This is a genomic window from Helicobacter pylori (assembly GCF_014498195.1).
GTDB lineage: Bacteria > Campylobacterota > Campylobacteria > Campylobacterales > Helicobacteraceae > Helicobacter > Helicobacter pylori_DO.
This window is the reverse complement of sequence record NZ_JACTGH010000003.1, coordinates 55614-82080: the sequence shown is the minus strand read 5'-3', so window position 1 is coordinate 82080 and position 26467 is coordinate 55614. Positions and strand designations below refer to the sequence as shown.

The following is a 26467-nucleotide window of genomic DNA, read 5'->3' as shown; positions in this document are numbered from 1 at the left end:
TACAATAATAAAAAATGTGCTTAAAACCATGAAAAAGGAGATGCGATGCAATTAGACAATGATTCAGAATTCGCTAAAAAAATCTTTAACCCTAACAGAGCGTTTGCCAAGCAAGCCAGGATTAAAAACATGTGCGAATATAAAGATTTAGTGCATGAAGCCAATGAAGATTATGAACATTTTTGGGGCGAGTTAGCCAAGCAAAAACTCACATGGTTTAAACCTTTTGATAAGGTTTTAAACAGCGATAACGCCCCTTTTTTCAAATGGTTTGAAAACGGCAAAATCAATGTTTCTTACAATTGCATAGACAGGCATTTAAAAGACAAAAAAAATAAAGTAGCGATCATTTTTGAAGGGGAAATGGGGGATTATAATGTCATCACCTACAGAAAACTCCACTCTGAAGTCAATAAAACAGCCAACCTTTTAAAAAACGAATTCAATGTCAAAAAAGGCGATAGGGTCATTATCTATATGCCCATGATTGTAGAAAGCGTTTATATGATGCTCGCATGCGCTAGGATTGGAGCGATCCATAGCATCGTTTTTGCTGGGTTTAGCCCTGAAGCCTTAAGGGATAGGATCAACGATGCTCAAGCTAAATTAGTTATCACAGCGGACGGGACTTTTAGAAAAGGCAAACCTTACATGCTCAAACCAGCCCTTGACAAGGCTCTAGAAAATAACGCCTGCCCTAGTGTGGAAAAAGCGCTCATTGTGATACGAAACGCCAAAGAGATTGACTATGTGAGAGGGCGCGATTTTGTCTATAATGAAATGGTCCATTACCAATCCGATAAATGCGAACCTGAAATGATGGACTCTGAAGATCCTTTATTCTTGCTCTATACAAGCGGATCAACCGGGAAACCTAAAGGCGTTCAACACAGCAGTGCGGGGTATTTGCTGTGGGCGCAAATGACGATGGAGTGGGTTTTTGATATTAGAGATAACGATAATTTTTGGTGCACCGCTGATATTGGTTGGATCACAGGGCACACTTATGTGGTTTATGGGCCTTTAGCTTGTGGGGCGACGACTTTGATACTAGAAGGCACGATGTCTTATCCGGATTATGGGAGATGGTGGAGGATGATAGAAGAATACCGCGTGGATAAATTCTACACTTCCCCCACCGCTATAAGAATGTTGCATGCTAAAGGCGAAAACGAACCTTTAAAGTATAATTTAGAATCGCTCAAAGTTTTAGGAACGGTGGGAGAGCCCATTAACCCTACGGCATGGAAATGGTTTTATGAAAAAATCGGTAACTCAAAATGCAGTATCGTGGATACTTGGTGGCAAACAGAAACAGGCGGGCATATCATCAGCCCTTTACCGGGAGCTACGCCTATAAGGGCCAGCTGTGCAACTTTACCTTTGCCTGGAATCCATGCAGAAGTTTTAAACGAAGACGGCACCAAAACAAAGCCCGGAGAGCAAGGGTTTTTATGCATCACTAAGCCATGGCCTTCTATGGTAAGAAACATTTGGGGCGATGAAAAACGATACATTGATAGCTATTTTTCTCAGATCAAGTTGAATGGGGAATATGTCTACCTCTCTGGAGATGGCGCTATCGTGGATGAAAACGGATACATTACTATTATTGGGCGCACAGATGATATTGTGAATGTGAGCGGGCATAGGATTGGCACGGCTGAAGTGGAGAGTGCTATTTCTAAACATGAAATGGTGGTTGAATGTGCGGTAGTGGGTATCCCTGATACGATTAAAGGAGAGGGCTTATTTGCGTTTGTGGTGCTGTGTGATGGGGCTAAATGTAATCTTGGCGAGAGTTTAGAATTGTTAAAAGAAATGAATCATATCTTATCCGTTGAGATTGGAAAGATCGCGAAATTAGACAATGTCATGTATGTGCCGGGTTTACCTAAAACCAGAAGCGGGAAAATCATGAGAAGGCTTTTGAAATCTATCGCCAAAAAGGAGCCCATCACTCAAGATTTAAGCACGCTAGAAGATGTGAATGTGGTTAAAGAAATAATGAGCATCGCTCAAATGGAGGAATGAAATCTAAAAAATGCTTTTTGGCGTTTTTTAGCTAAATAATAAGAGTTAATTTTAATCAAGCATCTCTTATAGAGTGCAGAAACGCTACCGTTTCGCGTTATTTCACCACTCAAAAAGCGTTTTAACTTTCTTTAAATCTTTATATTCCACGCTTTTGATAGCGTGATCCTCTAATTCAAAATCCGCGCTCCAATCGTTAGCGTCTTTAAGGACAGCTTGAAAGCTTTCTTTATTGATGAGTTTGACTTCCACTTTTTCGCCTAAAGAAAGCTTGAAGTGTTTGGGGGTTTTAAGCGTTCTTTCTAACCCCATAGAGCTCACTTCTAAAATATAAGCGTCTTGAATAAAATCGCACACATCTAATAAGGGCGAAATCACCTCGCTCACTTGTTGGCAAATGTCCAAACTAACCGCCCCATTAGGGTTTTTAAGGCTCACCCTTAAAACATGCTGCTCATTTTCTTTAACCAAACTCACATCATAAAGCAAGTATCCCAAACTTTCAATCACGCCCTCTATTTTCTCTTCTATTTTTTTAGTCATTATCTTTCCCTTTAGCGATTTCATTAAATAAGGCGTCTAGGCGGAGCTGCTTTTCTAAGCTGTTGTCTAAAACAAAACTGAGTTTTGGGCATTTAAACCACCCGCTCGCCTGCAAAACAAACTGCCTGATAAGACCCTCAGCTTTTTTCAATTTGGAAAGGATTTTATGATCTGATGAAAGCACAAACACCAAAGCGTGGTGCTTCCCTTTAGAGCATTCCACTTTAGTAACGCTCAAAGAATTCAACTCGCCATCGTTCAAACTCGCTAAAGCCTCTTGCAGTAATTCTAAAAGATTGGATTCTAAGCGTTCTTTATGAGCGTTCATTAGAGGGTTCTTTTTTTATGGATTTCTTTATAGGTTTCAAACACATCGCCCACTTTAATCTCATTATAATTGTCTAGCATGATCCCGCACTCATAGCCCTTAGAAACTTCTTTCACATCATCTTTAAAGCGTTTCAAAGAAAGGATTTCGCCGGTATGAACCACCACGCCATCTCTAATCAAACGCACCTTAATGCCACGAGCAATCACCCCATCGCTCACCACACACCCGGCTATCGTGCCAACTTTAGGGATATTAAAGGTCTCTCTCACTTCCGCTTGTCCGGTATGCTCTTCTTCAATAATAGGACTCATCAAGCCTAATAACAACGATCGCATTTCTTCAATCAAGGCATAAATCACCGTGTAAGTTTTAATGCTCACATTGTATTCTTTAGCCTTATTTTTCACATTACCGGTGGGGCGGATATTAAAGCCTAAGATCACCGCATGCTCACTGCTAGAGACTAGGCTCAAATCATTCTCAGTAATGCCCCCCACCCCTGAGTGGATCACTTGAATCGCCACCTCTTCGTTATTAAGCTCCAACAAGCTGTTTTTAATGGCTTCTAGGCTTCCTTGCGTATCCGCTTTAATGACTACAGGAATATTTTTCAATTCCTTATTAGCGACCATTTCTGAAAGCTCATCAAAAGACACTTTAGTGCTTTTACTCAACGCTTTTTGGCGTAAATAAGTCGCTCTCTTTTGAGCTTGCAAGCGTGCGATGGAATCGTTTTCTACCCCTATTAAAACAGATCCTGCAGGCGGCACTTCGCTTAAACCTGTGATGAGAGCCACCATAGAGGGTTTTAAATTTTGAATGCTCTTGCCTTGATCGTCAGTCATCGTTCTTACTTTACCAAACGCCGTTTCGGCAAAAAAACTATCCCCCACGCTCAAAGTCCCGCTTTGGACAATCACAGTGGCTACTGCCCCACGCCCTTTTTCCACGCTCCCTTCTAAAACAACCGCCCTAGCGCTGCCCTCTTCTATAGCTTTTAATTCCATAATATCCGCCTGGATAAGAATGGTTTCTAACAGATTATCAATGCCATCGCCCGTTTTAGCTGAAACAGGGATAAACTCATGCTCTCCGCCCCAATCCACAGGGTTATAACCAAGTTCAGCGCATTCGGCCTTGAGTTTGTCCGGATTCACATTAGGCTTATCCATTTTATTCATCGCAAAAATCACAGGCACATTAGCGGCCTTTGCATGCTCTAACGCTTCAATAGTCTGCTGCTTCACGCCATCATCAGCCGCTATCACAATCACTGCAATATCTGTTACTTGAGCCCCACGATTACGCATCTGGCTGAAGGCTTCATGCCCTGGGGTGTCAATGAAAGACACCCATTTGCCATTTTTTTCCACCATGTAAGCGCCAATGTGCTGAGTGATCCCCCCAGCTTCCGTGTGAGCGACTCTTTTATCACGGATTTTATCCAGTAGTGAAGTTTTACCATGATCCACATGCCCCATGATAGTAACCACAGGCGGGCGCTCTTTTTTCACCCCCTCTAGCACTTCTTCTACTTCAAATTCTTCTAAAGTGTTTTGAACAGAAATTTCTAAATGGAACTCTTCGGCTAAAATCTCTATGCTATCCTTATCCAAAAAGTCGTTTTTAGTTACCATAAGCCCTAAATTAAAGAGGGTTTTAATCACATCGGCTAAATTCAAATTCGCTTTTTGTGCGAATTCATAGACGCGCACTTCTTCAGGGATTGCAATCGCGCTTTGGATCACTTTTTGGCTGTTATCGTTACGGAATACACGCTTTTTTTTGGATTGTCGTTTGATCCCGCTTTCATTCATCCAAGGGTTTTTCCTTTGGACGCGCACCCTGTCGTTGATATTTTGGCGCACTTCTTTTTCTTCTTCTTCCTTATTGAAATTATCTTGTTCATGCAAATCAAACAACAAGATTTCATCGGTTTCATCATCATAAATATCATTGCCCTTAAAATCTCTCGCATCGCTAAAATCAATTTTATGGGATTTGTTGTTTTTGGCTGTGGGGGTGGCTTTGGGCTTACTGGGTTTTTTGGCTTTTTTAGCCTCTTGTTTGTCTTTTTCTTGCCATTCTTTTTTAATGTCTTCAAAAATAGCTGCCGCGCTTTGAGTGGGTTTTTTGCTTTCTGTTACGCTGTTTTCAGTTTCATTTTCAGTTTCATCGTTGCGTTTAATCACCCTAAAGCCCGTGTATCTTTTGATATTCTCATGGCGTTTGATCTCTTGCTCTTGCTTTTTAACTTCGCTGATTTCTTTTTTAGCGTTATTAGCGTTATTAGCGTTATTGGTGCTGTTAGCGTTGCTTTGGGTGAGCTTGTTTAGGGCTTCTCGGCTTTTTTGGATTTCTTGGAGTTTTTGCTTGGCTTTTTCTATTTGAGAATGGCTAACCGCTTTAGGGGTGTTTTCTGTAGGGGGCGTTTGGTTTTCAAAAGTATTGACAATCTCTATCCCTCCCTTCTTTTTGGCAATGGGCGTGGGAGCTTCTTTTTTCTTTTCTTTAGTTTTTTTGGGCTTTGGCTGGCTTTTTGTTTCTTCTTTTTTAGGCGTTTTGGAAACCTTTTTGTTAAGAGATTTAGACGCTACGGCTGTATTCAAATCGTCTTTATTGTCTTGTTCAAGATTCTTAGCGGGTTGATTAGCTTGTATTTGTTCTTTAATGCCATCCACAATGTATTTGTATAGCTTGCCTGCCTGCTCTGGGGTCATTTTAGAATTTGTCTTAAGCTCTAAACCAATATCTTTGGCTTGCTCGATCACATTTTTAAGCTCTTTTTGGGTCTTACCAAGCTCGGCTAAAAATTCCTTTAAATCAACCATACCACTCATGCTATGCTTCTCTCCTTAATCCAAGTAATGATATTTTTAACATCTTTTGGGGCATTCTTTATTTTTGAAACCGCTTTCAATAACTTTTTTTCTCCATTTTTCAAACAATTTCCACACACATAAAAACTACGGCCTGTGCCATCAAACTCCATGATTTGATTGTCAAAGCTTTTCAAACGCAACAAATCCTTTTGGGGTTGGCGCATTCTGCACGCCACGCACATGCGGATTTTAATTTCAGTCTTTCTCAATAAGGACTCCATCATTGTCAAAATCTAAAACCGCTACCCTGAATTTAGGGAATTTCTTGCTCAAAACCTGCTTTAATTTAGGGGCGTCTTCTTCATAACACATGTTAAAAAACGACGAACCGCTCCCTGAAAGCGTGCTCATTAAGGCGTTATTTTCTAAAGCGAGCTTTTGGATCGCAAACAACACAGGATAAGTTTGCATGCGCTTGTATTGATGCATCCTATCTTTAGCACAACAACGCAACAAATCCCACTTCCCTTGCACAATCGCCATCGTCATCAAGCTCGCATGCGAAAGGTTAAACACGCTTTCTTGCACGCTGTAACGCTTGGGCAAGAGGTGGCGCGATTGCTTGGTAGAAATGGCCCTATTAGGGATCACCATCACCGCTTTTAAAAAAGAAGGGATTTTGGTTTTTAAACTTATCACTTTCTTTTTTTCCACAAACGCTACATTATACCCCCCAAAGACCGCTGGGGTGATATTATCCGGGTGGTTTTCATAAATTAGAGCGGTATTGACAATATTTTCTCTATCAAAATCAAACCCTAAAAACGCAAACGCTGAAGCGACCGCCCCCACAATCATCGCCGAGCTAGACCCCATGCCCCTTGTAATAGGGACTTTATTATGCAATAAAAATTTAAACGATCCGTCATTCCCATGCTTTTTTAAAATCTCATAAAACACTTTAGTGAAAATATTGTTGGTTAAAAATTTAGGGATCCCTTCACCCTCCCCAACCAATTTCACCGCATGGAAACTGCTAGGCTCAATAAAAAAACGATTGCGTAAATTCAAGCTCAAACCCAAGCAATCAAAACCGGGGCCTAAATTCGCACTCGTTGCAGGAACACTCACTACCAAATTTTAAACCCCTATTGTTGATACCCTTTCATTTTTAAAACTAGCATTATACACTAAATAGGAGGCAAAATGTAAAACGGCGTGTTCAATTGAGTGAATTTGTCTTTCTCTAAAAAAGAGGGCAGCATGAAATCTTTTGGCGCAATTTTCAAATCTTTAAAATCGGTCAAGCTTTCCCTTTCTTTTGAAACAAAGTATTTATTGGCATACGCCAAAATGGGTGTGTTGTCGTTAAAATCAAAGCCTGTAGTTGAATAGAGTTCAAAGTCATGGATTAAAACCAAAGTGTGTAAGAAAACATGCGTGAGCTTTAGGCTAGTGAAACTCCCTGGCCCTTTAGCGTAATAAACCCCCTTAATCGCCGGTAAAGTAGGGTTTTTAAAATCTTTGAATAATTGCGAAAAAACTTCCACTAAAGCTTCGCTTGTTTTTGATTTGGAAGTGTAAGAAGCGTACAAAAAATTGTTTTGATACACCCCAAGCAAAACCCCCTCGCCTAAAGAGATAAGCACTAAATCCAATTCCAAAAAATAAACCCTAATTCAGGATTAAGCGAAAGCCTTTTGCAACGCAAATTCTTTAGCCGAATCCGTAGCGATCAAAACTTCGTAATTTTTAGCGTCCGCTAAAATGGCTTTAACCAACATGGAATTGAGCTTATGACTCCCTGAAAAAGAAGTGTATTTGCCCATCACGGGCATGCCTAAGACCATTAGATCCCCCATAGCATCCAAAATCTTGTGGCACACGAATTCCTTTTCGCATCTCAAACCCTCTTTATTCAAAATGCTGTTTTCATCTAACACGATACAATTATTCAAGCTCCCCCCTTTGGCTAAACCAATGGATCGCAAGTAATTCACTTCTTGCAAAAACCCAAAAGTGCGGGCTTTAGCGACTTGCTCTTTGTAAGCGGGTTTACTAAAGACGAAATGATGGGCTTGTTTAGCGATAACCGGATGGTTAAAATCAATCGTGAAATTCAAAGAAAGCTGGCTGTCTGGCTCAATTTTAACGAATTTATCGCCCTCTCTAACCTCAACGGCTTGCTTGATTTCCATCACCTTTTTAGGAGCGTCCAATTCTTTAACCCCCGCTTCATCTAAAAGCATGCAATAAGTCAAAGCACTCCCATCCATGATAGGGATTTCTTCGTTATCCACAGAGATCTTAAGATTATCAATGCCATACGCATGAACAGCCGAAAGCAAATGCTCAATCGTAGAAATTCTAGCGTTATCCTTACCCAACACGGTTGCCATTTTGGTATCCACGATGTTTTCAGGTTTTAAGGGGAGCTTCACGCCCAAATCAGAGCGGTAAAAAACAATGCCTTGATTTTCTCCTAAAGGCTCTAAAACAAGCTTCACAGGAACGCCCTTATGCAAGCCTATCCCTACTAATTCCACAGAGTGGTTAATGGTTGTTTGTTTCATAATACTTCCTTTATGTCTAGTATATCGTCATTTTTAGTGATTATTTTAATATTTTTATTTACCAAAAGCGGTTCAACCTCTTTTAGAGATAAAATTTTGTTTTGAAAAACGATTTGAGCGCTCTTGACTTCTTTTAAGATCAAATACTCTCCAAAGCACACAATCGCCCCTTCGCAAACCCCATAAACCGACACACAGCCCTCTGAAATAATCTTCGCTCCATTGTGGATATTACCCAAAAAAATAAGATGATTAGCGCTATAAATCTCTTCCCCACTCCTGATATGGCGCTCATAAATCGTTGTTTTAGGTTCTGTTTTAGAATGATTGGGTTTTGAATGGTTGGTTTCTTCTTTTAAAGGCATGGTTTTGATATGGCGTCCGTTTAAAACGCGATTCGTTTCTAAAAATAAAAGCTGGTGTTTGTGCAAAATGGCTTTGACTTCTGGTTCAATATCATATTTAAAAATAATAAGAAAATATTGCAAAAGGGCGTGGTTTTTTTCTAAAAATCCTATGACCGCTTCAGGCTCTTGCTTTTCAATTTCAAACGCATGCACGTTTTTTTGATTCGTTTTTAACATGACTATCCTTTCATTAAAAGCCGTTTGGCTTGCTCTATGGGGGCAATGATATTGGTTTTTATCCATTGCTCATTAAGCCATTCATTGGGCCGGACAAAAACCCCTTGCAAAAGCATCCCTAAATGCAACCCGCTCCCTAATTTCAAACCACTACTCCCCACGCTTTCATCATCTTTTAAATGCGCTAAAAAAACGCACAAACCCAACCCATAGCAATTGATTAAACTATTACCATAAAAATCCAACTCCCCCTTAAAAACCCTCTCCACCAATGGATCAAACGCTAAAGATAAATCCTTACTGGGCATCAAATCCACCCCTAAATGCAAGAATTTAAACAACACCTGATTGTCCTTTAAGAGACGCCGATTTTCTAAAAAATTGCTTATCATTTTAAAAGATCCGTTCAAGGGTTTTAGCGCTTGAAAATGGGAAAAATCCTTACCAAAATCCCCTTGCTCTAAAGCGATTTTTTGGATTTTTTCTAAATCTTTTAAGCGCGCGTTGGAAAACATTTCTAATAAAGTTTGCTCAGTGTGATTTTGAAATTTTTCTTGCTTTACAATCTTATCTTTTAAGGCGCTTAAGTCTATATCTTTTTCCCTCACATGATGGGTTTTTCGCTTGAGTAATAAAGGGGTGGTATTAGAGTTATAGGCTTTATCTTTAGCGACAATGAACGCCTTAAAATCCTTATTTTTATAAGACCAAGGCACTAGAGCGATAAAAATGTTACGCTGTTTGAATTCTAAAAGCCTGAAAGCTTTAAAATCCTTTTTTTTGACGCGCACAAACGCTTGAGACAAATTCTTATCCAAAGCTTCAAAGACAACTACCGCGCTCCCTCCATAAGCGATGCTTGGGGAACGAGATAAAACTTTAATGGAAGGTTTTATCGTATCAACACACACTTTTTGTTTGAAAGACGCTTTATTGCCATTGAAAAAATTAGCATAGCTCCAATCATTAGCTTGAATTTCATACAAAAGGCACTTGTCTTCTAACCCCATGATTTCAGGCCTAATTAAAGGCACTTCTAAAGACTTGGGTTTATCCAATACCAGACTTTCTTTTTTATATAAGATCAAATTGTCTTTTGTGGTTACTTTTATCTCATAGCGTTTGATGCCCTTTGGGGCTGCTATTTTAATCTTAATGGGTTTTTTTAGATCCCAAAAAAGCGCTTCATCATTGTTATTGAGTGCATCCTCTTTGCTATTCAAACTAAAACTTAAAGCTCTGGGTTTTGTGATTAAAGCGTTAAAAATCAAATAACCCCCTAAAATCAAAACGACTAACGCTAAAATTTTAAACCTTAACTCCAAGATCAAGCCTTAAAAAATGAACGCATAATTCACTAATAAAAAACTGGATCGCTTGAACTGGTTGTTAGCTGAAATCAACAATCGTTCATCATCTTCTTTATTTTGATAGAGCGCTCCCTCTTCCACTCCCATTCTCAAATAGCTAATCGGTAATTTGGTGCCAATCTCTAAGCGGTGTTTCCTGTAAAGCGTTAAACTCACGCCCATATTAAAAGTGTAATCCACTTCAATCAAAGATTTCCATAAAAAATTAGGGCTTGAATAGCCCCCCACTACCAAATTCCTCCCGTTTTGATTAGGCTTGTCTTGATAGAGCATAAGCCCTATCCCAAAACCCGCATAAACGCCTAAAAAATGCTTTTTAGTTTTAAAATCTAAAGGCATATCAAACAATAAATCGGTATTAACAGCCCCTAAAACATAAATAAACGAGCCTACAGATTGCTCGCTTGCATCCTCTTTTAACACCCCTCCCCCAAGCAATAAATCCCCATAAAATCGTGTCCCAAAATAAGGCACAAAGTATTTTTGATACCCGAATTTAGCGCTAATCATAGAAACAGGAGCGTTAATCTTAATATTGTTTTTAAACGCGCTAGGGGCATTCGCACCATATCTGTCTAGCATCTCCCCTTGATAAGAAAGATTAAATCCCCCATAAGCATACCCACCCCCTAAAAAAACCCCGCTCTTATCATCGGCTATGGAAAAAGATTTGAGTAATTTCTCTTTTTTCTTGGAGGAAATTTTAGGATAAGATCGATTGATGTATTCTTCTTCAAACTTATCCTTATCCATCTCTTTGGGCGAAACCCCTTTTTCGGTGAGCTGTTGCTTTAAATGGTTTATTTTTTCATCTAATTGTTGGTTTTCTTCTTCTAAATTGCCATAATCTGTCGCTTGAAGTCCTATAATGAGCGCGATATAAATCAAACCATATTTAAATTTCAACATTTTAGCCTTTACAATAAATAGTTGTAACTAATATAATAAATATTAGTGCTTTTAAAATAATATAAAAAAGTTTGCGAAGTTTCTTTTAAGGGAGGCATTTTTAAGGCTAATTCAAAGCGGTGTTTGAGGTTAAGCGTCATGCTCACCCCTAAATTTAGCACTAATCCAAAAGCGTTAGGCTGTGAATACCCTTTAATCTCTTTTAAATTTTGATACATCCCATTCCACCCCACTCCAACGCCTCCAAATATCCCTAACGCAAACCTTTTTTCTTTGTCAATAGGCTTATCCATCAATAGATCAATATTCAAGCTTGCGGTTTGATAAGAGGCTAAAGAATCGCTTTTAAACCCTTTCATCGCCCCCCCTGAATACTCCCCATAAAAGCGTAAGGCGCTAATCCCGTTAGCAAAATACTTTTGATACCCGCTCCTTAAGCCATACAACAAAGGAGAAGCCTGAATATTATTTAAAGACTCAAAGCTCTCATAAGATCGGGCGTTAGGATGAGCGCTAACCCCTATATCGCCAAGGATTACGCCTATAAAAAAACCGCTCTTATTTTTAGCCATTTGCTGGAATAAGAGAGATTCATTCTTTTCATGCAATTCCCCTTTAAGCATGTAAAGCTGGCGTTTTTTCTTATGGATTTCTTCAAGCAGGCTTTTTTCATCAACGCTCTTTGCAACTTCTTTTTTTTCTTCATTAAGCTCTAGCGTTTGGGCGCGTTTTTCTTCCAAAAGAATGGGAGCGTCTTTAGAGGTATTTTCTTTAATCATGTTTTCTTCAGTCGTATTCTCTTGAGCCGTATTTTCTTCAGCGCTCAAGCCTAACATAAAACCAAAGCATAAAATGAGATTTCTTATTTTTTTAGAACACATATTGATACCCAATGCTTGCTATAGCTCCCCACCAAGTCTCTTTTGAAGAATTAGATTGCAAAAAAGGGAAATTATTCAAAATTTTAAACCCAAATTCAATGCGGTTTTTTTCTAATACCGTTAGAGCCAATCCTGCGTTAAAAGACATCCCCCATTCCGCCGTGTAATTCACCCCATGCGCCACAACCCCCAAACCTAAACCCATATAACCCCCCATATAAAGGTATTTCCCCACAAAAGGCAAAGGAAAATCCAATAAAAAATCCCCATTCAGCATAACCGATTGAAACCCTACGCTCCCAAAGCCCGCTTTCTTAGGAGCCCCTCCATAATATTGGATATAGATGCGCCTGCCAATGATATTTGGCTTGACCAAGCGCGCAAAAAACGACGGCCTGAAAGTTTGATAGCCAAAACGCAAGCCATAAGCGAACAAATAATTTAAAATATTCCCCGTGATGCTGGAACTATTGGTTCTAACCATGATTTCATGATTGTAAAAAAACCCGGTATTGATCCCTAAAATAAGCCCGCTTTTAGCGTTCGCCCTTTTTAAGTCTCTGATCAATTCTTCAACTTCTTTATCTTCATAAGCTTTATAATACTTGATATATTTGTAATATTTCGGGTCTAGGGTGTCATAATCAAGCGCGTTCAATCCTGCATAAAACCCCATTAAAGACCATAAAATAGCATATTTTTTAAGACCCAAAATCGCCAAATCCCTTGAATTGTTTGTTAAAAGTTTCTCTCAATTATACTAAAATAATTAAAATGACCGGTTAAAATGGAGTAAAATTTTTACCCACCCCAATAAAGTCATGCTACAATGCCACTATATTTAACACTTAGGATTTTTAATGAGCATGCAAACCGCCCCAATTAAAAAAACCACTCTCAACCACCTCCAAGCTAAAAAAAATCACGAAAAAATCATCGCTATTACCGCTTATGATGCGCTGTTCGCTCAAATATTTGATCCGCTAGTGGATGTGATTTTAGTGGGCGATAGTTTGAATATGAGTTTTTTCAATCAAAACGACACTTTAAGCGCGAGTGTAAAAATGATGCTCTATCACACTAAAGCCGTGTGCGCGGGCGCTAAGACTCCTTTTATCATCACAGACATGCCCTTTGGAAGCTATAAAGATGAAAAAACAGCCCTAAAAAACGCCATTAGGATTTATAAAGAAACCCAAGCGAGCGCGATCAAATTAGAGGGGGGGAAAGAAAAAGCGAGGCTGGTTAAAACGCTCACTAATGAGGGTGTTATTGTGGTAGGGCATATTGGCTTGATGCCTCAATTCGTGCGTCTTGATGGAGGCTATAAGATTAAGGGCAAAAATGAAGAGCAACAAAAAAAGCTTTTAGAAGACGCCTTGAGTTTAGAAGAAGCTGGGGTGGGTTTGTTGGTTTTAGAGGGTATAACCACCCCTATCGCCCAAACAATCACGCAAAAAATCAAAATCCCCACGATCGGCATAGGGAGTGGCAAAGATTGCGACGGGCAGATTTTAGTGTGGAGCGATATGTTAGGCTTTTTTGATAGCTTTAAGCCTAAATTCGTGCGAGAATACCTTAAGGGGAAAGAATTGGTTCAAAACGCTATCAAGCAATACGCTGATGATGTGAAAAAGGGAAACTTCCCTAACGAATTAGAAAGTTATCATTAAATGAAAGAACGGATAGTCAATTTAGAAACCTTGGATTTTGAAACTTCTCAAGAAGTGAGTTTGCGCCCTAGTCTTTGGGAAGATTTTATCGGTCAAGAAAAGATTAAAAGCAATTTGCAAATTTCTATTTGCGCGGCTAAAAAACGCCAAGAAAGTTTGGATCACATGCTCTTTTTTGGCCCGCCCGGTTTGGGTAAAACTTCAATCAGCCATATCATCGCTAAAGAAATGGAAACCAATATCAAAATCACCGCCGCTCCCATGATAGAAAAAAGCGGTGATTTAGCCGCCATTTTGACGAATTTGCAAGCTAAAGACATTCTTTTTATTGATGAAATCCACCGGCTCAGCCCAGCGATTGAAGAGGTTTTATACCCGGCGATGGAAGATTTTAGACTGGATATTATCATAGGCTCAGGCCCAGCGGCTCAAACCATTAAAATTGATTTACCCCCTTTCACCCTCATCGGTGCTACCACCAGAGCCGGAATGCTCTCTAACCCCTTAAGAGACAGATTTGGCATGAGTTTTAGGATGCAATTTTATAGCCCTAGTGAACTAGCTCTCATCATCAAAAAAGCCGCTGCTAAACTCAACCAAGACATCAAAGAAGAAAGCGCTGATGAAATCGCTAAAAGGAGTAGAGGCACGCCAAGGATCGCTTTAAGGCTTTTAAAAAGGGTGCGCGATTTTGCGCTAGTCAAAAATTCAAGCTTGATGGATTTAAACATCACTTTGCATGCTTTGAATGAATTGGGCGTGAATGAATTGGGCTTTGATGAAGCGGATTTGACGTATTTATCTTTGTTAGCTAACGCTCAAGGAAAGCCGGTGGGTTTGAACACGATTGCAGCGTCTATGAGGGAAGATGAAGGCACGATTGAAGACGTGATTGAGCCTTTTTTACTCGCTAATGGTTATTTAGAGCGCACCGCTAAAGGCAGAATCGCCACGCCTAAAACCCACGCGCTTTTAAAAATCCCCACTTTAAACCCCCAAACTTTATTTTAATCTTGTTTAGAAAGAAAATTACACTACAATAACGATAAAATTTAAAGGGTGTGAAAGTAGATTATTATGTTTGGCATGGGCTTTTTTGAAATCCTTGTGGTGTTGATTGTGGCGATTATCTTTTTAGGGCCAGAAAAATTCCCCCAAGCTGTCGTGGATATGGTGAAGTTTTTTCGCACGGTTAAAAAAACGCTCAATGACGCTAAGGACACTTTAGATAAAGAAATCAATATTGAAGAAATCAAAAAAGAAACCCTAGAGTATCAAAAACTCTTTGAAAACAAAGTAGAGAGTCTTAAGGGCGTTAAGATTGAAGAATTAGAAGACGCTAAAGTAACTGCAGAAAATGAGATTAAAAGCATTCAGGATTTGATGCAAGATTATAAACGCAGCTTAGAAACCAACACGCTCCCTAACCACTCCAATAAAGAAGTTTCCAATGAAGAAGCTTTAAATGAAAAGGTTTCAAGCGATGAATCTCCTAAAGAAGTCCAATTAGCAACTGATAACAACGCCAAAGAACACGACAAAGAAAAAGAGCATGTTTGAAGATTTAAAACCGCATTTACAGGAATTAAGAAAGCGTTTGATGGTTTCTGTAGGAACGATTTTAGTGGCGTTTTTGGGGTGTTTTCATTTTTGGAAAAATATTTTTGAATTTGTTAAAAATTCTTATAAAGGCACGCTCATTCAACTCTCCCCTATTGAAGGGGTCATGGTAGCGGTCAAAATCAGTTTTTCAGCCGCTATCGTCATTTCCATGCCCATTATTTTTTGGCAATTGTGGCTCTTTATCGCTCCAGGGCTTTATAAGAATGAAAAAAAAGTGATTTTGCCTTTTGTGTTTTTTGGGAGCGGCATGTTTTTGATTGGGGTGGCGTTTTCTTATTATGTGGTGTTTCCTTTCATTATTGAATACTTAGCCACTTTTGGGAGCGATGTGTTTGCGGCCAATATTTCTGCGTCTAGTTACGTGAGCTTTTTCACACGCTTGATTTTAGGCTTTGGCGTGGCGTTTGAATTGCCTGTTTTGGCGTATTTTTTAGCCAAAGTGGGCTTGATCACCGATGCGAGTTTGAAAGCGTATTTCAAATACGCTATTGTAGTGATTTTTATTGTAGCAGCCATTATCACTCCTCCTGATGTGGTGAGTCAAATCTTTATGGCGTTGCCTTTAGTGGGGCTTTATGGGCTTTCTATTTTAATCGCCAAAATGGTCAATCCGGCTCCTAAAGATAATGAAAATAACAACGAAAATAACACCAAAGAGCATACAAAGAGCGAGTCGTAGTTGAAAGAATTTGATTTAGAAAGCTATGATTATTATTTACCTAAGGAATTGATCGCAAACTACCCCGTTTTGCCCAAAGAAAAGGCTAAATTACTTGTCTATGAAAGGCGTTCGCAAACAATCACGCACACCACTTTTGAGCATGTTTTAGATTTTTTCCCTAAAAACGCCCTTGTGGTGTTGAACGACACCAAAGTGATGAAGGCCAGGCTTTTTGGATCTAAGCATGCCTTTTTGCCATCAAAAACGACCGAAGTGTTTTTCCACCGCTTTTTTAAAGACAATACCGCTTTAACTCAAATCAAGGGTAAGATCAAAGCGGGGGACAAGATCTTTTTTGATGCAAATTATCACGCTGAAGTCTTGGAATTGCTTCATAACGGCCAGCGCTTGATCGCTTTTTATGACAATCAAACCCCCTTAAATCAAGAAAATATCTTAAAGCTTTTAGAGCAATACGGACATATGCCCTTACCTCCTTATATTAAAAGAGCGGATGAGAGTTTGGATGCGCATGAATACCAAAGCGTGTTCGCTAAACACATCGGCGCGGTGGCTGCCCCTACGGCGTCATTGCATTTTTCTCAAAATACCTTAGAAAAATTATTGAAAGATTTCAAGCACGCTTTTTTGACCTTGCATGTGGGAGCTGGGACTTTTCTTAGCGTAGAAACTAAGGACATTAGAGAGCATCAAATCCATACAGAAGTTTTGCATATTCCTAAAAAGAGCCAAGAAATTTTGCAAGAATCCCAAGAGATTTTATGCATCGGCACGACCGCTTTAAGGAGCGTGGAATACTTTAAGCGTTTAAAAAACCCTAATCAAGAATCGTTTGAATGCGATATATTCTTGCATCTTGCTAATCCGATCCAGCATGCTAATTACTTGCTCACTAATTTCCATTTGCCCAAATCTAGCCTTTTAATGCTTGTGAGTGCCATGATAGGATTAGAAAAAACCAAAGAAATCTACAAAATAGCCATAGAAAAGAAGTATCGTTTTTATTCTTATGGCGATGGGATGCTGATTTTATGAACCCCTTATTGCAAGATTATGCGCACATCCTTTTAGAATGGAATCAAACGCACAACTTGAGCGGCGCGAGGAATTTAAGCGAGTTAGAACCCCAGATCACAGACGCTCTAAAGCCCTTAGAATTTATCAAAGATTTTAAAAGCTGCTTGGATATTGGGAGCGGGGCGGGACTTCCTGCTATCCCTTTAGCCCTTGAAAAACCTGAAGCGCAATTCATTCTTTTAGAGCCAAGAATAAAAAGAGCGGCTTTTTTAAACTACCTTAAAAGCGTTTTGCCTTTAAAAAACATTGAAATCATTAAAAAGCGTTTAGAAGATTATCAAAATCTTTTACAAGTGGATTTAATCACTTCTAGAGCGGTCGCTAGCTCTTCTTTTTTGATAGAAAAAAGCCGATGTTTCCTAAAAGATAAGGGGCATTTTTTATTCTACAAAGGCGAGCAGTTAAAAGATGAAATCGCTTGTAAAGACACTGAATGCTTTGTGCATCAAAAACGAGTTTATTTTTACAAATCAAAGGAAAGTTTATGTTAAGAATTTTAATCCCCCTACTCATTATTGTGTGGGTTTTATGGCGTTTGTTTTTGAGGCAAAAACCCCACAAAAACGACCACAGAGACAACCACTCTTACACGCAACAAACCCCCAAAGAATTAGAAGATCACATGATTGTATGCTCTAAATGCCAAACCTATGTCTCTAGCAAAGACGCTATTTATAGCGGAGCGGTAGCCTATTGCAGTGAAACCTGTTTGAATAATAAGGGGTAAATATGCTTATTTTAGGACACCCTTTAATCCCTAGCGCTCGTTTTGTTTTCATTAAAAACACCGATGCTATTCATTCTAGCACCAATAACGATATAGTGTGTTTTGAAGCGCACCCAAAAAATTTGGAATTAGCTAAGTATTGCTGTGAAAATGGCGTCAATTTTAGCGTGATCTTTTTATCGCACAAGATAGAAACGGACGCCTTTTTTTTATTCAACGCTTTCAAACCGCTCTATTGCATTTTTAAGGATATTAAGCAAGCCATACTCGCCCAACAACACGCCACGAATTACTTGTTAGATAGCAAAATCTTGTTTTTTATGGATTTAAACGATACAGAGTCGTGGGAAATTTGCGCTAAAAATCAAATAGATGGCGTGATTTCTAAAGATTCACTCCTTTTAAAATAAGCCCTTTTTAAACAAATCTTAGTTATAATAGTCCCTTTTTAAGGGGAGATGTCCGAGTGGTTGAAGGAGCACGCCTGGAACGCGTGTAAGGTGCAAGCCTTCGAGGGTTCGAATCCCTCTCTCTCCGCCATTTAAAAATGCCACGAATGCGAAATAAAAAACAAAAAGCTCCTTTCAAACAAGCTGTGCCTTTCAGGGGTTAGAAAGATTTTCATGCCAATTTCCACATCCACCTTATGATACAAAACGATCGTGCGAAACTGCACCCCAAATTTCCCAATAGCCCTGAAATAAGTGTTGTGAAAATTGAAATCTTTTAACGAATCCCAAGTGTTCACCACCAAATCTTTGACTTTATTGTTGAGTATCCATGTGTTGGCGGCCAGTTGCAAGCCAAAGAAAAAAGCCCAGCGGTTGATAGGGTTTTTAGCGTAAGCGACCATAAAATCCCCTCCCACCCCATAAGTGAACATGTTCGCTTGCAAAGTAGAGTCATTATTAAAAAGCACATTGCCATAATCTATAAAGAAATAATACCTAGAATAAGCCCAATCGTTTTTAGGATTCACTTCATAGCCTTGAAGGATTGAAGCCCCTTGTAAAAGCTTGTTAGTGTTTAAAGGGCGCATAAACACCGTGCCTATTTGATAAGAAGAAGACATGTAACTCAAATTTTCAGCATTTAAAATATTTAAAAAACTTATACCCAGTATTAAAATTCTTAAATAATACACTTACTTGTGAAATCCTTGTCTTTCTTTTTTCAAACCATCCAATGACCCTTTATCGCACTCAAAAGTTATTTTATTACTTTTAAACTATTATGATAGCAAACAAACTGAATTTTTTTACAAATGAGAACGCTCATTAAACGCTCCATTTAGCCAATGATTATTGTCGGTCAAGGTAATTTTAATCAAAACATGCTATTATTTGGAATGATTTATTATTATAAGGCGTTAGAGACGCTTTGGCTGTTTAAAAAGAGCCTAATTTAAATGCAATCTTAAAAGGAGAAGCACTTTGAAACTACTAGTAGTAGATGATAGCTCAACTATGAGAAGAATTATTAAAAATACACTTTCACGCTTAGGCTATGAAGATGTTTTAGAAGCTGAGCATGGGGTGGAAGCTTGGGAGAAACTAGACGCTAATGCGGACACTAAGGTGCTTATTACAGATTGGAACATGCCTGAAATGAACGGCTTGGATCTTGTTAAAAAGGTACGCTCTGATAGCCGTTTTAAAGAAATCCCTATCATTATGATCACCACAGAGGGCGGTAAAGCTGAGGTCATTACGGCTTTAAAAGCGGGCGTGAATAACTACATTGTGAAACCTTTTACCCCCCAAGTTTTGAAAGAAAAATTAGAGGTTGTTTTAGGGACGAACGATTGAGTGTTAGAATCAATGTATTATGAGTTTTTCTTTATCTTCCCTAAGGAGCGAGAGCTTTTTGAGAGCTTTCTTTTAGACACCACACATCTAGCCTTAGAAGAATCAAGCTTAGACAATTTAAAAGCGTTTGACGATGAAGAAACCATTGAATTTGTAAGCCAATCCAGTTGGCGTTATTTCACCACTCATGACCCCCTAAAGGAAGATTTAAAAGAAAAACCCCCATATCTCAAAAATTTCGTTATTTTACGCTCTGAAAAAAATTTGAGCGATTCGCTTTTTCCGGCGTTAGAAGCGTTTTGTTTGAATTTAAAACAAAACCTGCAAAGTGAGTTTGATTTTTTCTATCTTTCACGCAATCTGGCTTCAAAAGACTGGCTAGAAGCCTACAAACAAGCTATTTTGCCGGTGCAATGCGCCAAATTTTACATACACCCTAGTTGGCATCAAAAACCAAGCCATGTCGCTACAGATGATAGCATAATGATTGATCCGGCTTTGGCCTTTGGATCAGGCCATCATGAAAGCACTTCTATGTGTTTGGAACTGCTCTCTGATCTTGATTTAAAACGCAAAAACGCTTTAGATGTGGGCTGTGGGAGCGGGATTTTAAGCATCGCTTTAAAAAAACAAGGCGTTAGCGCTTTAGTAGCTTGCGATACGGATAGTTTAGCCATTGAAGAAACCCTAAAAAATTTTAGCTTGAATCAAATCACCCTATTAGCGCAAGATAAAATCATTTATGGCTCTACGCAAAAAATTAAAGGGCGTTTTGATATCATTGTGGCGAACATTGTCGCTGATGTGATTAAGAGTTTGTATAGTGAATTTGTGCGGCTTTGTAACCACACTCTTATTTTATCAGGGATTTTAGAAACCCATTTAAACTCTGTTTTACAGATCTATTATAATGGATTTGAGGTTTTAGAACAGCGACAGCGTAACGAATGGGTCGCTCTAAAATTGCTTAAAAAACAATCAATAAATTAAGGATTATAATGAAACCAACGAACGAACCTAAAAAACCTTTTTTTCAAAGTCCCATTATCCTTGCGGTTCTTGGAGGGATTTTACTCATTTTTTTTCTGTGCTCTTTCAATTCTGATGGCAGTTTTTCGGACAATTTCTTAGCTTCTAGCACTAAAAATGTGAGCTACCATGAAATCAAACAGCTCATCAGCAATAATGAAGTGGAAAATGTGAGTATCGGTCAAACTTTGATCAAAGCCAGCCACAAAGAGGGCAACAATCGTGTGATCTATATCGCTAAACGAGTGCCTGATTTGACCTTAGTGCCTTTGTTAGACGAGAAGAAAATCAATTATTCTGGTTTTAGCGAGTCTAACTTTTTTACGGACATGTTAGGGTGGCTCATGCCTATTTTAGTGATTTTAGGGCTATGGATGTTTATGGCAAACCGCATGCAAAAAAATATGGGTGGGGGTATTTTTGGCATGGGGAGTGCGAAAAAACTCATTAACGCTGAAAAACCCAATGTGCGTTTTAATGACATGGCAGGCAATGAAGAAGCCAAAGAAGAAGTGGTAGAAATCGTAGATTTCTTAAAATACCCTGAACGATACGCCAATTTAGGGGCTAAAATCCCTAAAGGCGTGTTATTAGTGGGGCCTCCAGGAACCGGTAAAACCCTTTTAGCAAAAGCGGTAGCCGGCGAAGCGCATGTGCCGTTTTTCTCTATGGGAGGGAGCAGTTTCATTGAAATGTTTGTGGGCTTAGGGGCAAGCAGGGTTAGGGATTTATTTGAAACCGCTAAAAAACAAGCCCCTAGCATCATTTTTATTGATGAAATTGATGCCATAGGTAAAAGCCGAGCGGCTGGAGGCGTGGTGAGCGGGAACGATGAAAGAGAGCAAACCTTAAACCAGCTCTTAGCCGAAATGGATGGCTTTGGGAGCGAAAACGCGCCTGTGATTGTCTTAGCCGCAACGAACCGCCCCGAAATCTTAGATCCGGCGTTAATGCGTCCAGGGCGCTTTGACAGGCAGGTTTTAGTGGATAAGCCTGATTTTAATGGCAGAGTAGAAATCTTAAAAGTGCATATTAAAGGCGTGAAACTCGCTAATGATGTGAATTTGCAAGAAGTCGCCAAACTCACTGCAGGGCTTGCGGGAGCGGATTTAGCGAATATCATCAATGAAGCCGCGCTTTTAGCAGGAAGAAACAACCAAAAAGAAGTCAGGCAACAGCATTTAAAAGAAGCGGTTGAAAGAGGGATTGCTGGGTTAGAAAAGAAAAGTAGGCGTATCAGTCCTAAAGAAAAGAAAATCGTCGCCTACCATGAAAGCGGGCATGCCGTGATTTCTGAAATGACTAAAGGGAGTGCTAGGGTGAATAAAGTCTCTATCATTCCAAGGGGCATGGCGGCTTTAGGCTACACCCTTAACACGCCTGAAGAAAACAAATACTTGATGCAAAAGCATGAACTCATCGCTGAAATTGATGTGCTTTTAGGCGGGAGGGCGGCTGAAGAGGTCTTTTTGGAAGAAATTTCTACCGGTGCGAGCAACGATTTAGAAAGAGCGACTGATATTATTAAAGGCATGGTGAGTTATTATGGCATGAGCAGTGTCAGCGGGCTTATGGTGTTAGAAAAGCAACGGAACGCCTTTTTAGGGGGCGGTTATGGGAGCAGTAGGGAATTTAGCGAAAAAACCGCAGAAGAAATGGATCTTTTCATTAAAAACCTGCTAGAAGAGCGCTATGAGCATGTCAAACAAACCTTAAGCGACTATAGAGAGGCGATTGAAATCATGGTCAAAGAATTGTTTGACAAAGAAGTCATTACAGGCGAAAGGGTGCGTGAAATCATCAGCGAATACGAAACCGCCAACAATTTAGAAAGCCGTTTGATCCCTTTAGAAGAGCAAGCGAGTTAAAAGTGCGAGATTGCAAACAGATTTTTGATAAGGGTTTAAAGCCTTATGATAAACATTCTGTTTGTTTAAAGCTTTTTTTTAAATTTTGTTTTCTAAAAACCCGCACTTATCAACAGCGTTATAAAGCGTTTGCTCTAACGCTCTTTTCTTGTAAGTTTTTTAACGCTTGTAAGATTTTTATTCCCATAATGGATTTTAAAATCGTTTTTATTCCTACTCTAAAACACCAAGCCAAGTTAAAAAGAATCTCTAATGCCTATTAACCCTCTCTATCTTTTCCCCAATCTTTTCACCGCTAGCAGTATTTTTTTAGGCATGATGAGTATTTTTTACGCTTCCAGTTATCAATTTGTCATGGCGTGTTGGTTAGTGGTAGCGAGCCTTATTTTAGACGGGCTTGATGGGCGTGTCGCAAGGCTTACCAACACCACCAGCAAATTTGGTATTGAATTTGACTCTTTAGCTGATGTGGTCGCTTTTGGAGTCGCCCCAAGCCTTATTACTTACTTTTATGTGGGGTATAATTTTGGGCGTATAGGCATGGCGGTGAGCGCGTTGTTTGTGATTTTTGGAGCGATACGATTAGCGCGATTCAATATCAGCACCAACACAAGCGATCCCTATTCTTTCATCGGTATCCCTATTCCTGCGGCGGCGGTATTGGTGGTGCTTTGTGTGTTATTAGATAATAAATACCATTTCTTAGAAGGCAATACCGAAAAGTTATTTTTAGGCTTTATTGTCTTATTAGGGGTGCTTATGGTGAGCAATATCCGCTACCCTAATTTTAAAAAAGTCAAGTGGAATCTCAAGCTTTTCATCTTAGTGTTGATTTTTTTATCGTTAGTGTTTGTGCACCCTTTAGAGGCTTTAAGCGTGTTTATGGGGTTGTATTTGATTTATGGCATCATTCGGTGGATCTTTTTAATGGTAAAAATTATTTTTAATAAAAATAAAAGCGCATGAAAGAATCTTTTTACATAGAAGGAATGACTTGCACGGCGTGTTCTAGTGGGATTGAACGCTCTTTAGGGCGTAAAAGTTTTGTGAAAAAAATAGAAGTGAGCCTTTTAAATAAGAGCGCTAACATTGAATTTAACGAAAACGAAACCAATTTAGACGAAATTTTTAAACTCATTGAAAAATTGGGCTACAGCCCTAAAAAAACCCTCACAAAAGAAAAAAAAGAATTTTTTAGCCCTAATGTTAAATTAGCGTTGGCGGTTATTTTCACGCTTTTTGTGGTGTATCTTTCTATGGGGGCGATGCTTATTCCTAGCTTTTTACCTGAACGCTTGCTTACGATTAACAACCATAGTAATTTTTTAAACGCTTGCTTACAGCTTATAGGCACGCTCATTGTCATGCATTGGGGGAGGGATTTTTACATTCAAGGGTTTAAAGCCTTATGGCACAGACAGCCTAACATGAGTAGCCTTATCGCCATAGGCACAAGCGCTGCTTTAGCTTCAAGCCTGTGGCAATTGTATTTCGTTTATACGAATCAGTGGTCTTATGGGCATTATTATTTTGAAAGCGTGTGCGTGATTTTAACGTTTGTGATGGTGGGCAAACGCATTGAAAACGTTTCTAAAGACAAAGCCTTAGACGCTATGCAAGCCTTGATGAAAAACGCCCCAAAAACCGCCCTTAAAATGCAAAATAACCAACAGATTGAAGTTTTAGTGGATAGCATTGTGGTGGGGGATATTCTAAAAGTCCTCCCTGGAAGCGCGATTGCGGTGGATGGTGAAATCATAGAGGGCGAAGGGGAATTAGATGAGAGCATGTTAAGCGGTGAAGCGTTGCCGGTTTATAAAAAAGTCGGCGATAAAGTCTTTTCAGGGACGCTCAATAGCAACACGAGTTTTTTAATGAAAGCCACGCAAGATAACAAAAACAGCACCTTGTCTCAAATTATAGAAATGATCCATAACGCTCAAAGCTCAAAGGCAGAGATTTCTCGCTTAGCGGATAAGGTTTCAAGCGTGTTTGTGCCAAGCGTGATCGCTATCGCTGTTTTAGCGTTTGTGGTGTGGCTCATCATCGCGCCTAAACCTGATTTTTGGTGGAATTTCGGCACCGCTTTAGAAGTGTTTGTATCGGTTTTAGTGATTTCTTGCCCTTGCGCTTTAGGGTTGGCTACGCCTATGAGTATTTTAGTGGCGAACCAAAAAGCGAGTTCTTTGGGCTTATTTTTTAAAGACGCTAAAAGTTTAGAAAAAGCAAGGCTAGTCAATACGATCGTTTTTGATAAAACCGGCACGCTCACTAACGGCAAGCCTGTCGTTAAAAGCGTCCATTCTAACATAGAATTATTAGAGCTATTGAGTTTAGCGAGCAGCATTGAAAAGAGCAGCGAACATGTCATTGCTAAGGGGATTGTAGAATACGCCAAAGAGCATGACGCCCCCTTAAAAGATATTAGCGAAGTTAAAATAAAAACAGGCTTTGGCATCAGCGCTAAAGTAGATTATCAAGGCGCTAAAGAAATCATCAAAGTGGGTAACAGCGAATTTTTTAACCCTATTAACACGCTAGAAATTCAAGAAAACGGGATTTTAGTGTTTGTGGGTAGAGCGATTAATGAAAAAGAAGACGAGCTTTTAGGGGCGTTTGTTTTAGAAGATTTGCCCAAAAAAGGCGTGAAAGAGCATGTCGCTCAAATCAAAAATTTAGGCATTAACACTTTTCTTTTGAGTGGGGACAATAGGGAAAATGTCAAAAAATGCGCGCTTGAATTAGGGATAGATGGTTATATCAGCAACGCTAAACCACAAGACAAGCTCAATAAGATCAAAGAGCTTAAGGAAAAAGGGCGGATCGTGATGATGGTGGGCGATGGCTTGAATGACGCCCCTAGCCTTGCTATGAGCGATGTGGCGGTGGTGATGGCTAAAGGGAGCGATGTGAGCGTGCAAGCAGCGGATATTGTGAGCTTTAATAACGACATCAAATCGGTTTATAGCGCGATTAAATTAAGCCAGGCGACCATTAAAAATATCAAAGAAAATTTGTTTTGGGCTTTTTGTTATAATAGCGTGTCTATCCCTTTAGCTTGTGGGGTTCTTTATAAGGCTAATATCATGTTAAGCCCGGCGATTGCGGGTTTAGCGATGAGCTTAAGCTCTGTGAGTGTGGTTTTAAACTCCCAAAGGCTAAGGAATTTTAAAATTAAGGATCATTGAATGAAAGTTACTTTTCAGGTGCCAAGCATTACTTGCAACCATTGCGTGGATAAAATTGAAAAATTTGTGGGCGAAATTGAAGGCGTGAGCTTTATTGATGCGAGCGTGGAAAAAAAGAGCGTGGTTGTAGAGTTTGACGATCCGGCAACACAGGATTTGATCAAAGAAGCTTTATTGGATGCGGGGCAAGAAGTGGTGTGATATAGAAGTGGTGTGATATAGAGGTAGTAGTTTAAAGACCGCAACGTTCAAAAGGGTTGTTGTCTTTTAATACTTTGTTTGGGTGTTTTTACGCCCTTCAATGGTGATTTATCATAACCATAAGAGAAAGAAATTATCGCGTTTTCCTTTTCTCATTTCCATTTTTGATACAAACGAATCTGCCTGTTCAAGCTGCTAATTACACCACTAATAAAAAAAAGGGAATTACGAGACAGATTGCTTCTGCATTGCGAACGAATAAGTTCACAGATTTTAACAAACAACATGCATAGCTCGTCAGGTTTCATGTTGCCAACAAGGCATAAGCCCTGTATGCATTCAATAGGGACACGAATACGGGAGTTACCATCTTTTAAGTCATTGTCTAGTCGCTGTATTAAGCCATCCATGCGATTATCTCATGCATTCTTTCTAAAATACAATGTTCCCTTGCTAAAAAAGAATGAGATGAACGCATGGCGTAAAGTCTTCTGCTTATTTTGCATAGCCTCTTCGTTAAGTCAAGTAATGATAGATAAAGATT

At 39.4% G+C, this 26467-nt stretch carries 29 protein-coding genes and 1 tRNA gene; 17 read left to right on the top strand and 13 right to left on the bottom strand.

The annotated features are described in order from the left end of the window. The first annotated feature begins 45 nt into the window (after positions 1 to 45). Positions 46 to 2034: an acetate--CoA ligase gene (gene acs, locus H7N67_RS02335; RefSeq protein ID WP_079359590.1), complete on the top strand. Its 1989-nt coding sequence runs from the start codon at positions 46 to 48 to the stop codon at positions 2032 to 2034. 102 nt (positions 2035 to 2136) lie between these two features. On the opposite strand, the gene H7N67_RS02330 is transcribed toward acs, so the two are convergent. The 12 genes from H7N67_RS02330 to H7N67_RS02275 are packed head-to-tail and all read right to left on the bottom strand — an operon-like array spanning position 2137 to position 12759. Further along, the gene (locus H7N67_RS02330) at positions 2137 to 2577 is read right to left on the bottom strand and encodes a ribosome maturation factor RimP (RefSeq protein WP_039093101.1); all 441 of its coding nucleotides are present in this window, start codon (positions 2575 to 2577) and stop codon (positions 2137 to 2139) included. After that, positions 2570 to 2905: a 30S ribosome-binding factor RbfA gene (gene rbfA, locus H7N67_RS02325; protein ID WP_000991154.1), complete on the bottom strand. Its 336-nt coding sequence runs from the start codon at positions 2903 to 2905 to the stop codon at positions 2570 to 2572. Before rbfA ends, H7N67_RS02330 begins: the two co-directional genes overlap by 8 nt. Further along, complete coding sequence (gene infB, locus H7N67_RS02320; protein ID WP_187938917.1) at positions 2905 to 5748, bottom strand: translation initiation factor IF-2; 2844 nt, start codon at positions 5746 to 5748, stop codon at positions 2905 to 2907. Before infB ends, rbfA begins: the two co-directional genes overlap by 1 nt. Continuing rightward, entirely contained in the window at positions 5745 to 5999 is a 255-nt protein-coding gene (locus H7N67_RS02315; protein ID WP_001232488.1) for a DUF448 domain-containing protein, read from the bottom strand. The genes infB and H7N67_RS02315 overlap by 4 nt, the downstream gene beginning before the upstream one ends. Further along, entirely contained in the window at positions 5986 to 6867 is an 882-nt protein-coding gene (gene thrB, locus H7N67_RS02310; RefSeq protein WP_187938916.1) for a homoserine kinase, read from the bottom strand. Before thrB ends, H7N67_RS02315 begins: the two co-directional genes overlap by 14 nt. 53 nt (positions 6868 to 6920) lie before the next feature. Continuing rightward, on the bottom strand, positions 6921 to 7394 hold the full coding sequence (locus H7N67_RS02305; protein ID WP_187938915.1) for a tRNA threonylcarbamoyladenosine biosynthesis protein TsaB: 474 nt from the start codon (positions 7392 to 7394) through the stop codon (positions 6921 to 6923). 21 nt (positions 7395 to 7415) lie between these two features. Then, entirely contained in the window at positions 7416 to 8303 is an 888-nt protein-coding gene (lpxC, locus tag H7N67_RS02300) for a UDP-3-O-acyl-N-acetylglucosamine deacetylase (RefSeq protein WP_187938914.1), read from the bottom strand. After that, the gene (minC, locus tag H7N67_RS02295) at positions 8300 to 8887 is read right to left on the bottom strand and encodes a septum site-determining protein MinC (RefSeq protein WP_187938913.1); all 588 of its coding nucleotides are present in this window, start codon (positions 8885 to 8887) and stop codon (positions 8300 to 8302) included. The genes lpxC and minC overlap by 4 nt, the downstream gene beginning before the upstream one ends. A 2-nt stretch (positions 8888 to 8889) precedes the next feature. Next, positions 8890 to 10212, bottom strand: coding sequence for a M23 family metallopeptidase (locus tag H7N67_RS02290; RefSeq protein ID WP_187938912.1), 1323 nt, complete (start codon positions 10210 to 10212; stop codon positions 8890 to 8892). Positions 10213 to 10221: 9 nt separating this feature from the next. Continuing rightward, on the bottom strand, positions 10222 to 11166 hold the full coding sequence (locus H7N67_RS02285) for an outer membrane beta-barrel protein (protein ID WP_187938911.1): 945 nt from the start codon (positions 11164 to 11166) through the stop codon (positions 10222 to 10224). 8 nt (positions 11167 to 11174) lie between these two features. After that, positions 11175 to 12047, bottom strand: a complete 873-nt coding sequence (locus H7N67_RS02280; protein WP_187938910.1) for an outer membrane beta-barrel protein — start codon at positions 12045 to 12047, stop codon at positions 11175 to 11177. Next, positions 12037 to 12759, bottom strand: a complete 723-nt coding sequence (locus H7N67_RS02275) for a hypothetical protein (protein WP_187938909.1) — start codon at positions 12757 to 12759, stop codon at positions 12037 to 12039. Before H7N67_RS02275 ends, H7N67_RS02280 begins: the two co-directional genes overlap by 11 nt. Positions 12760 to 12907: 148 nt before the next feature. Between H7N67_RS02275 and panB the strand changes: the two genes are divergently transcribed. The 9 genes from panB (at position 12908) to H7N67_RS02230 (ending at position 18369) form a co-directional block, all read left to right on the top strand. Then, positions 12908 to 13720 (top strand): 3-methyl-2-oxobutanoate hydroxymethyltransferase, encoded by an 813-nt coding sequence (panB, locus tag H7N67_RS02270; RefSeq protein ID WP_187938908.1) that lies wholly within the window; start codon positions 12908 to 12910, stop codon positions 13718 to 13720. Then, entirely contained in the window at positions 13721 to 14731 is a 1011-nt protein-coding gene (gene ruvB / locus H7N67_RS02265) for a Holliday junction branch migration DNA helicase RuvB (RefSeq protein WP_187938907.1), read from the top strand. It begins immediately after the preceding gene. Positions 14732 to 14797: 66 nt separating this feature from the next. After that, positions 14798 to 15280, top strand: a complete 483-nt coding sequence (tatB, locus tag H7N67_RS02260; protein ID WP_187938906.1) for a Sec-independent protein translocase protein TatB — start codon at positions 14798 to 14800, stop codon at positions 15278 to 15280. After that, positions 15273 to 16022, top strand: a complete 750-nt coding sequence (gene tatC / locus H7N67_RS02255) for a twin-arginine translocase subunit TatC (protein ID WP_187938905.1) — start codon at positions 15273 to 15275, stop codon at positions 16020 to 16022. The genes tatB and tatC overlap by 8 nt, the downstream gene beginning before the upstream one ends. Next, entirely contained in the window at positions 16023 to 17060 is a 1038-nt protein-coding gene (gene queA / locus H7N67_RS02250) for a tRNA preQ1(34) S-adenosylmethionine ribosyltransferase-isomerase QueA (protein ID WP_187938904.1), read from the top strand. Continuing rightward, complete coding sequence (gene rsmG / locus H7N67_RS02245; RefSeq protein ID WP_187938903.1) at positions 17057 to 17593, top strand: 16S rRNA (guanine(527)-N(7))-methyltransferase RsmG; 537 nt, start codon at positions 17057 to 17059, stop codon at positions 17591 to 17593. The genes queA and rsmG overlap by 4 nt, the downstream gene beginning before the upstream one ends. Beyond that, positions 17587 to 17829 (top strand): PP0621 family protein, encoded by a 243-nt coding sequence (locus H7N67_RS02240; RefSeq protein ID WP_164499429.1) that lies wholly within the window; start codon positions 17587 to 17589, stop codon positions 17827 to 17829. The genes rsmG and H7N67_RS02240 overlap by 7 nt, the downstream gene beginning before the upstream one ends. 2 nt (positions 17830 to 17831) lie before the next feature. Beyond that, on the top strand, positions 17832 to 18239 hold the full coding sequence (locus H7N67_RS02235; RefSeq protein ID WP_000906049.1) for a hypothetical protein: 408 nt from the start codon (positions 17832 to 17834) through the stop codon (positions 18237 to 18239). Between the two features lie 42 nt (positions 18240 to 18281). After that, a tRNA-Ser gene (locus H7N67_RS02230) sits at positions 18282 to 18369 on the top strand. A gap of 1 nt (position 18370) precedes the next feature. Here the strand turns inward: H7N67_RS02230 and H7N67_RS02225 are convergent. After that, positions 18371 to 18973: an outer membrane protein gene (locus tag H7N67_RS02225; protein ID WP_000291619.1), complete on the bottom strand. Its 603-nt coding sequence runs from the start codon at positions 18971 to 18973 to the stop codon at positions 18371 to 18373. Positions 18974 to 19262: 289 nt separating this feature from the next. Between H7N67_RS02225 and H7N67_RS02220 the strand changes: the two genes are divergently transcribed. The 7 genes from H7N67_RS02220 to copP are packed head-to-tail and all read left to right on the top strand — an operon-like array spanning position 19263 to position 25923. Continuing rightward, a complete protein-coding gene (locus H7N67_RS02220; protein WP_000772151.1) occupies positions 19263 to 19637 on the top strand; it encodes a chemotaxis response regulator CheY in 375 nt (124 codons plus the stop codon). 12 nt (positions 19638 to 19649) lie between these two features. Next, the gene (prmA, locus tag H7N67_RS02215) at positions 19650 to 20627 is read left to right on the top strand and encodes a 50S ribosomal protein L11 methyltransferase (RefSeq protein WP_187938955.1); all 978 of its coding nucleotides are present in this window, start codon (positions 19650 to 19652) and stop codon (positions 20625 to 20627) included. 8 nt (positions 20628 to 20635) lie between these two features. Then, the gene (gene ftsH / locus H7N67_RS02210; protein ID WP_187938902.1) at positions 20636 to 22534 is read left to right on the top strand and encodes an ATP-dependent zinc metalloprotease FtsH; all 1899 of its coding nucleotides are present in this window, start codon (positions 20636 to 20638) and stop codon (positions 22532 to 22534) included. Between the two features lie 2 nt (positions 22535 to 22536). Continuing rightward, on the top strand, positions 22537 to 22797 hold the full coding sequence (locus tag H7N67_RS02205; RefSeq protein ID WP_187938901.1) for a hypothetical protein: 261 nt from the start codon (positions 22537 to 22539) through the stop codon (positions 22795 to 22797). Beyond that, positions 22787 to 23500 carry a CDP-diacylglycerol--serine O-phosphatidyltransferase gene (pssA, locus tag H7N67_RS02200; protein ID WP_187938900.1) on the top strand — a complete coding sequence of 238 codons (714 nt, stop codon included), beginning with the start codon at positions 22787 to 22789 and terminating at the stop codon, positions 23498 to 23500. Before H7N67_RS02205 ends, pssA begins: the two co-directional genes overlap by 11 nt. After that, complete coding sequence (gene copA / locus H7N67_RS02195) at positions 23497 to 25722, top strand: copper-translocating P-type ATPase CopA (protein WP_187938899.1); 2226 nt, start codon at positions 23497 to 23499, stop codon at positions 25720 to 25722. Before pssA ends, copA begins: the two co-directional genes overlap by 4 nt. Continuing rightward, a complete protein-coding gene (gene copP / locus H7N67_RS02190) occupies positions 25723 to 25923 on the top strand; it encodes a copper-binding metallochaperone CopP (RefSeq protein WP_128027394.1) in 201 nt (66 codons plus the stop codon). Positions 25924 to 26467 lie beyond the last annotated feature (544 nt).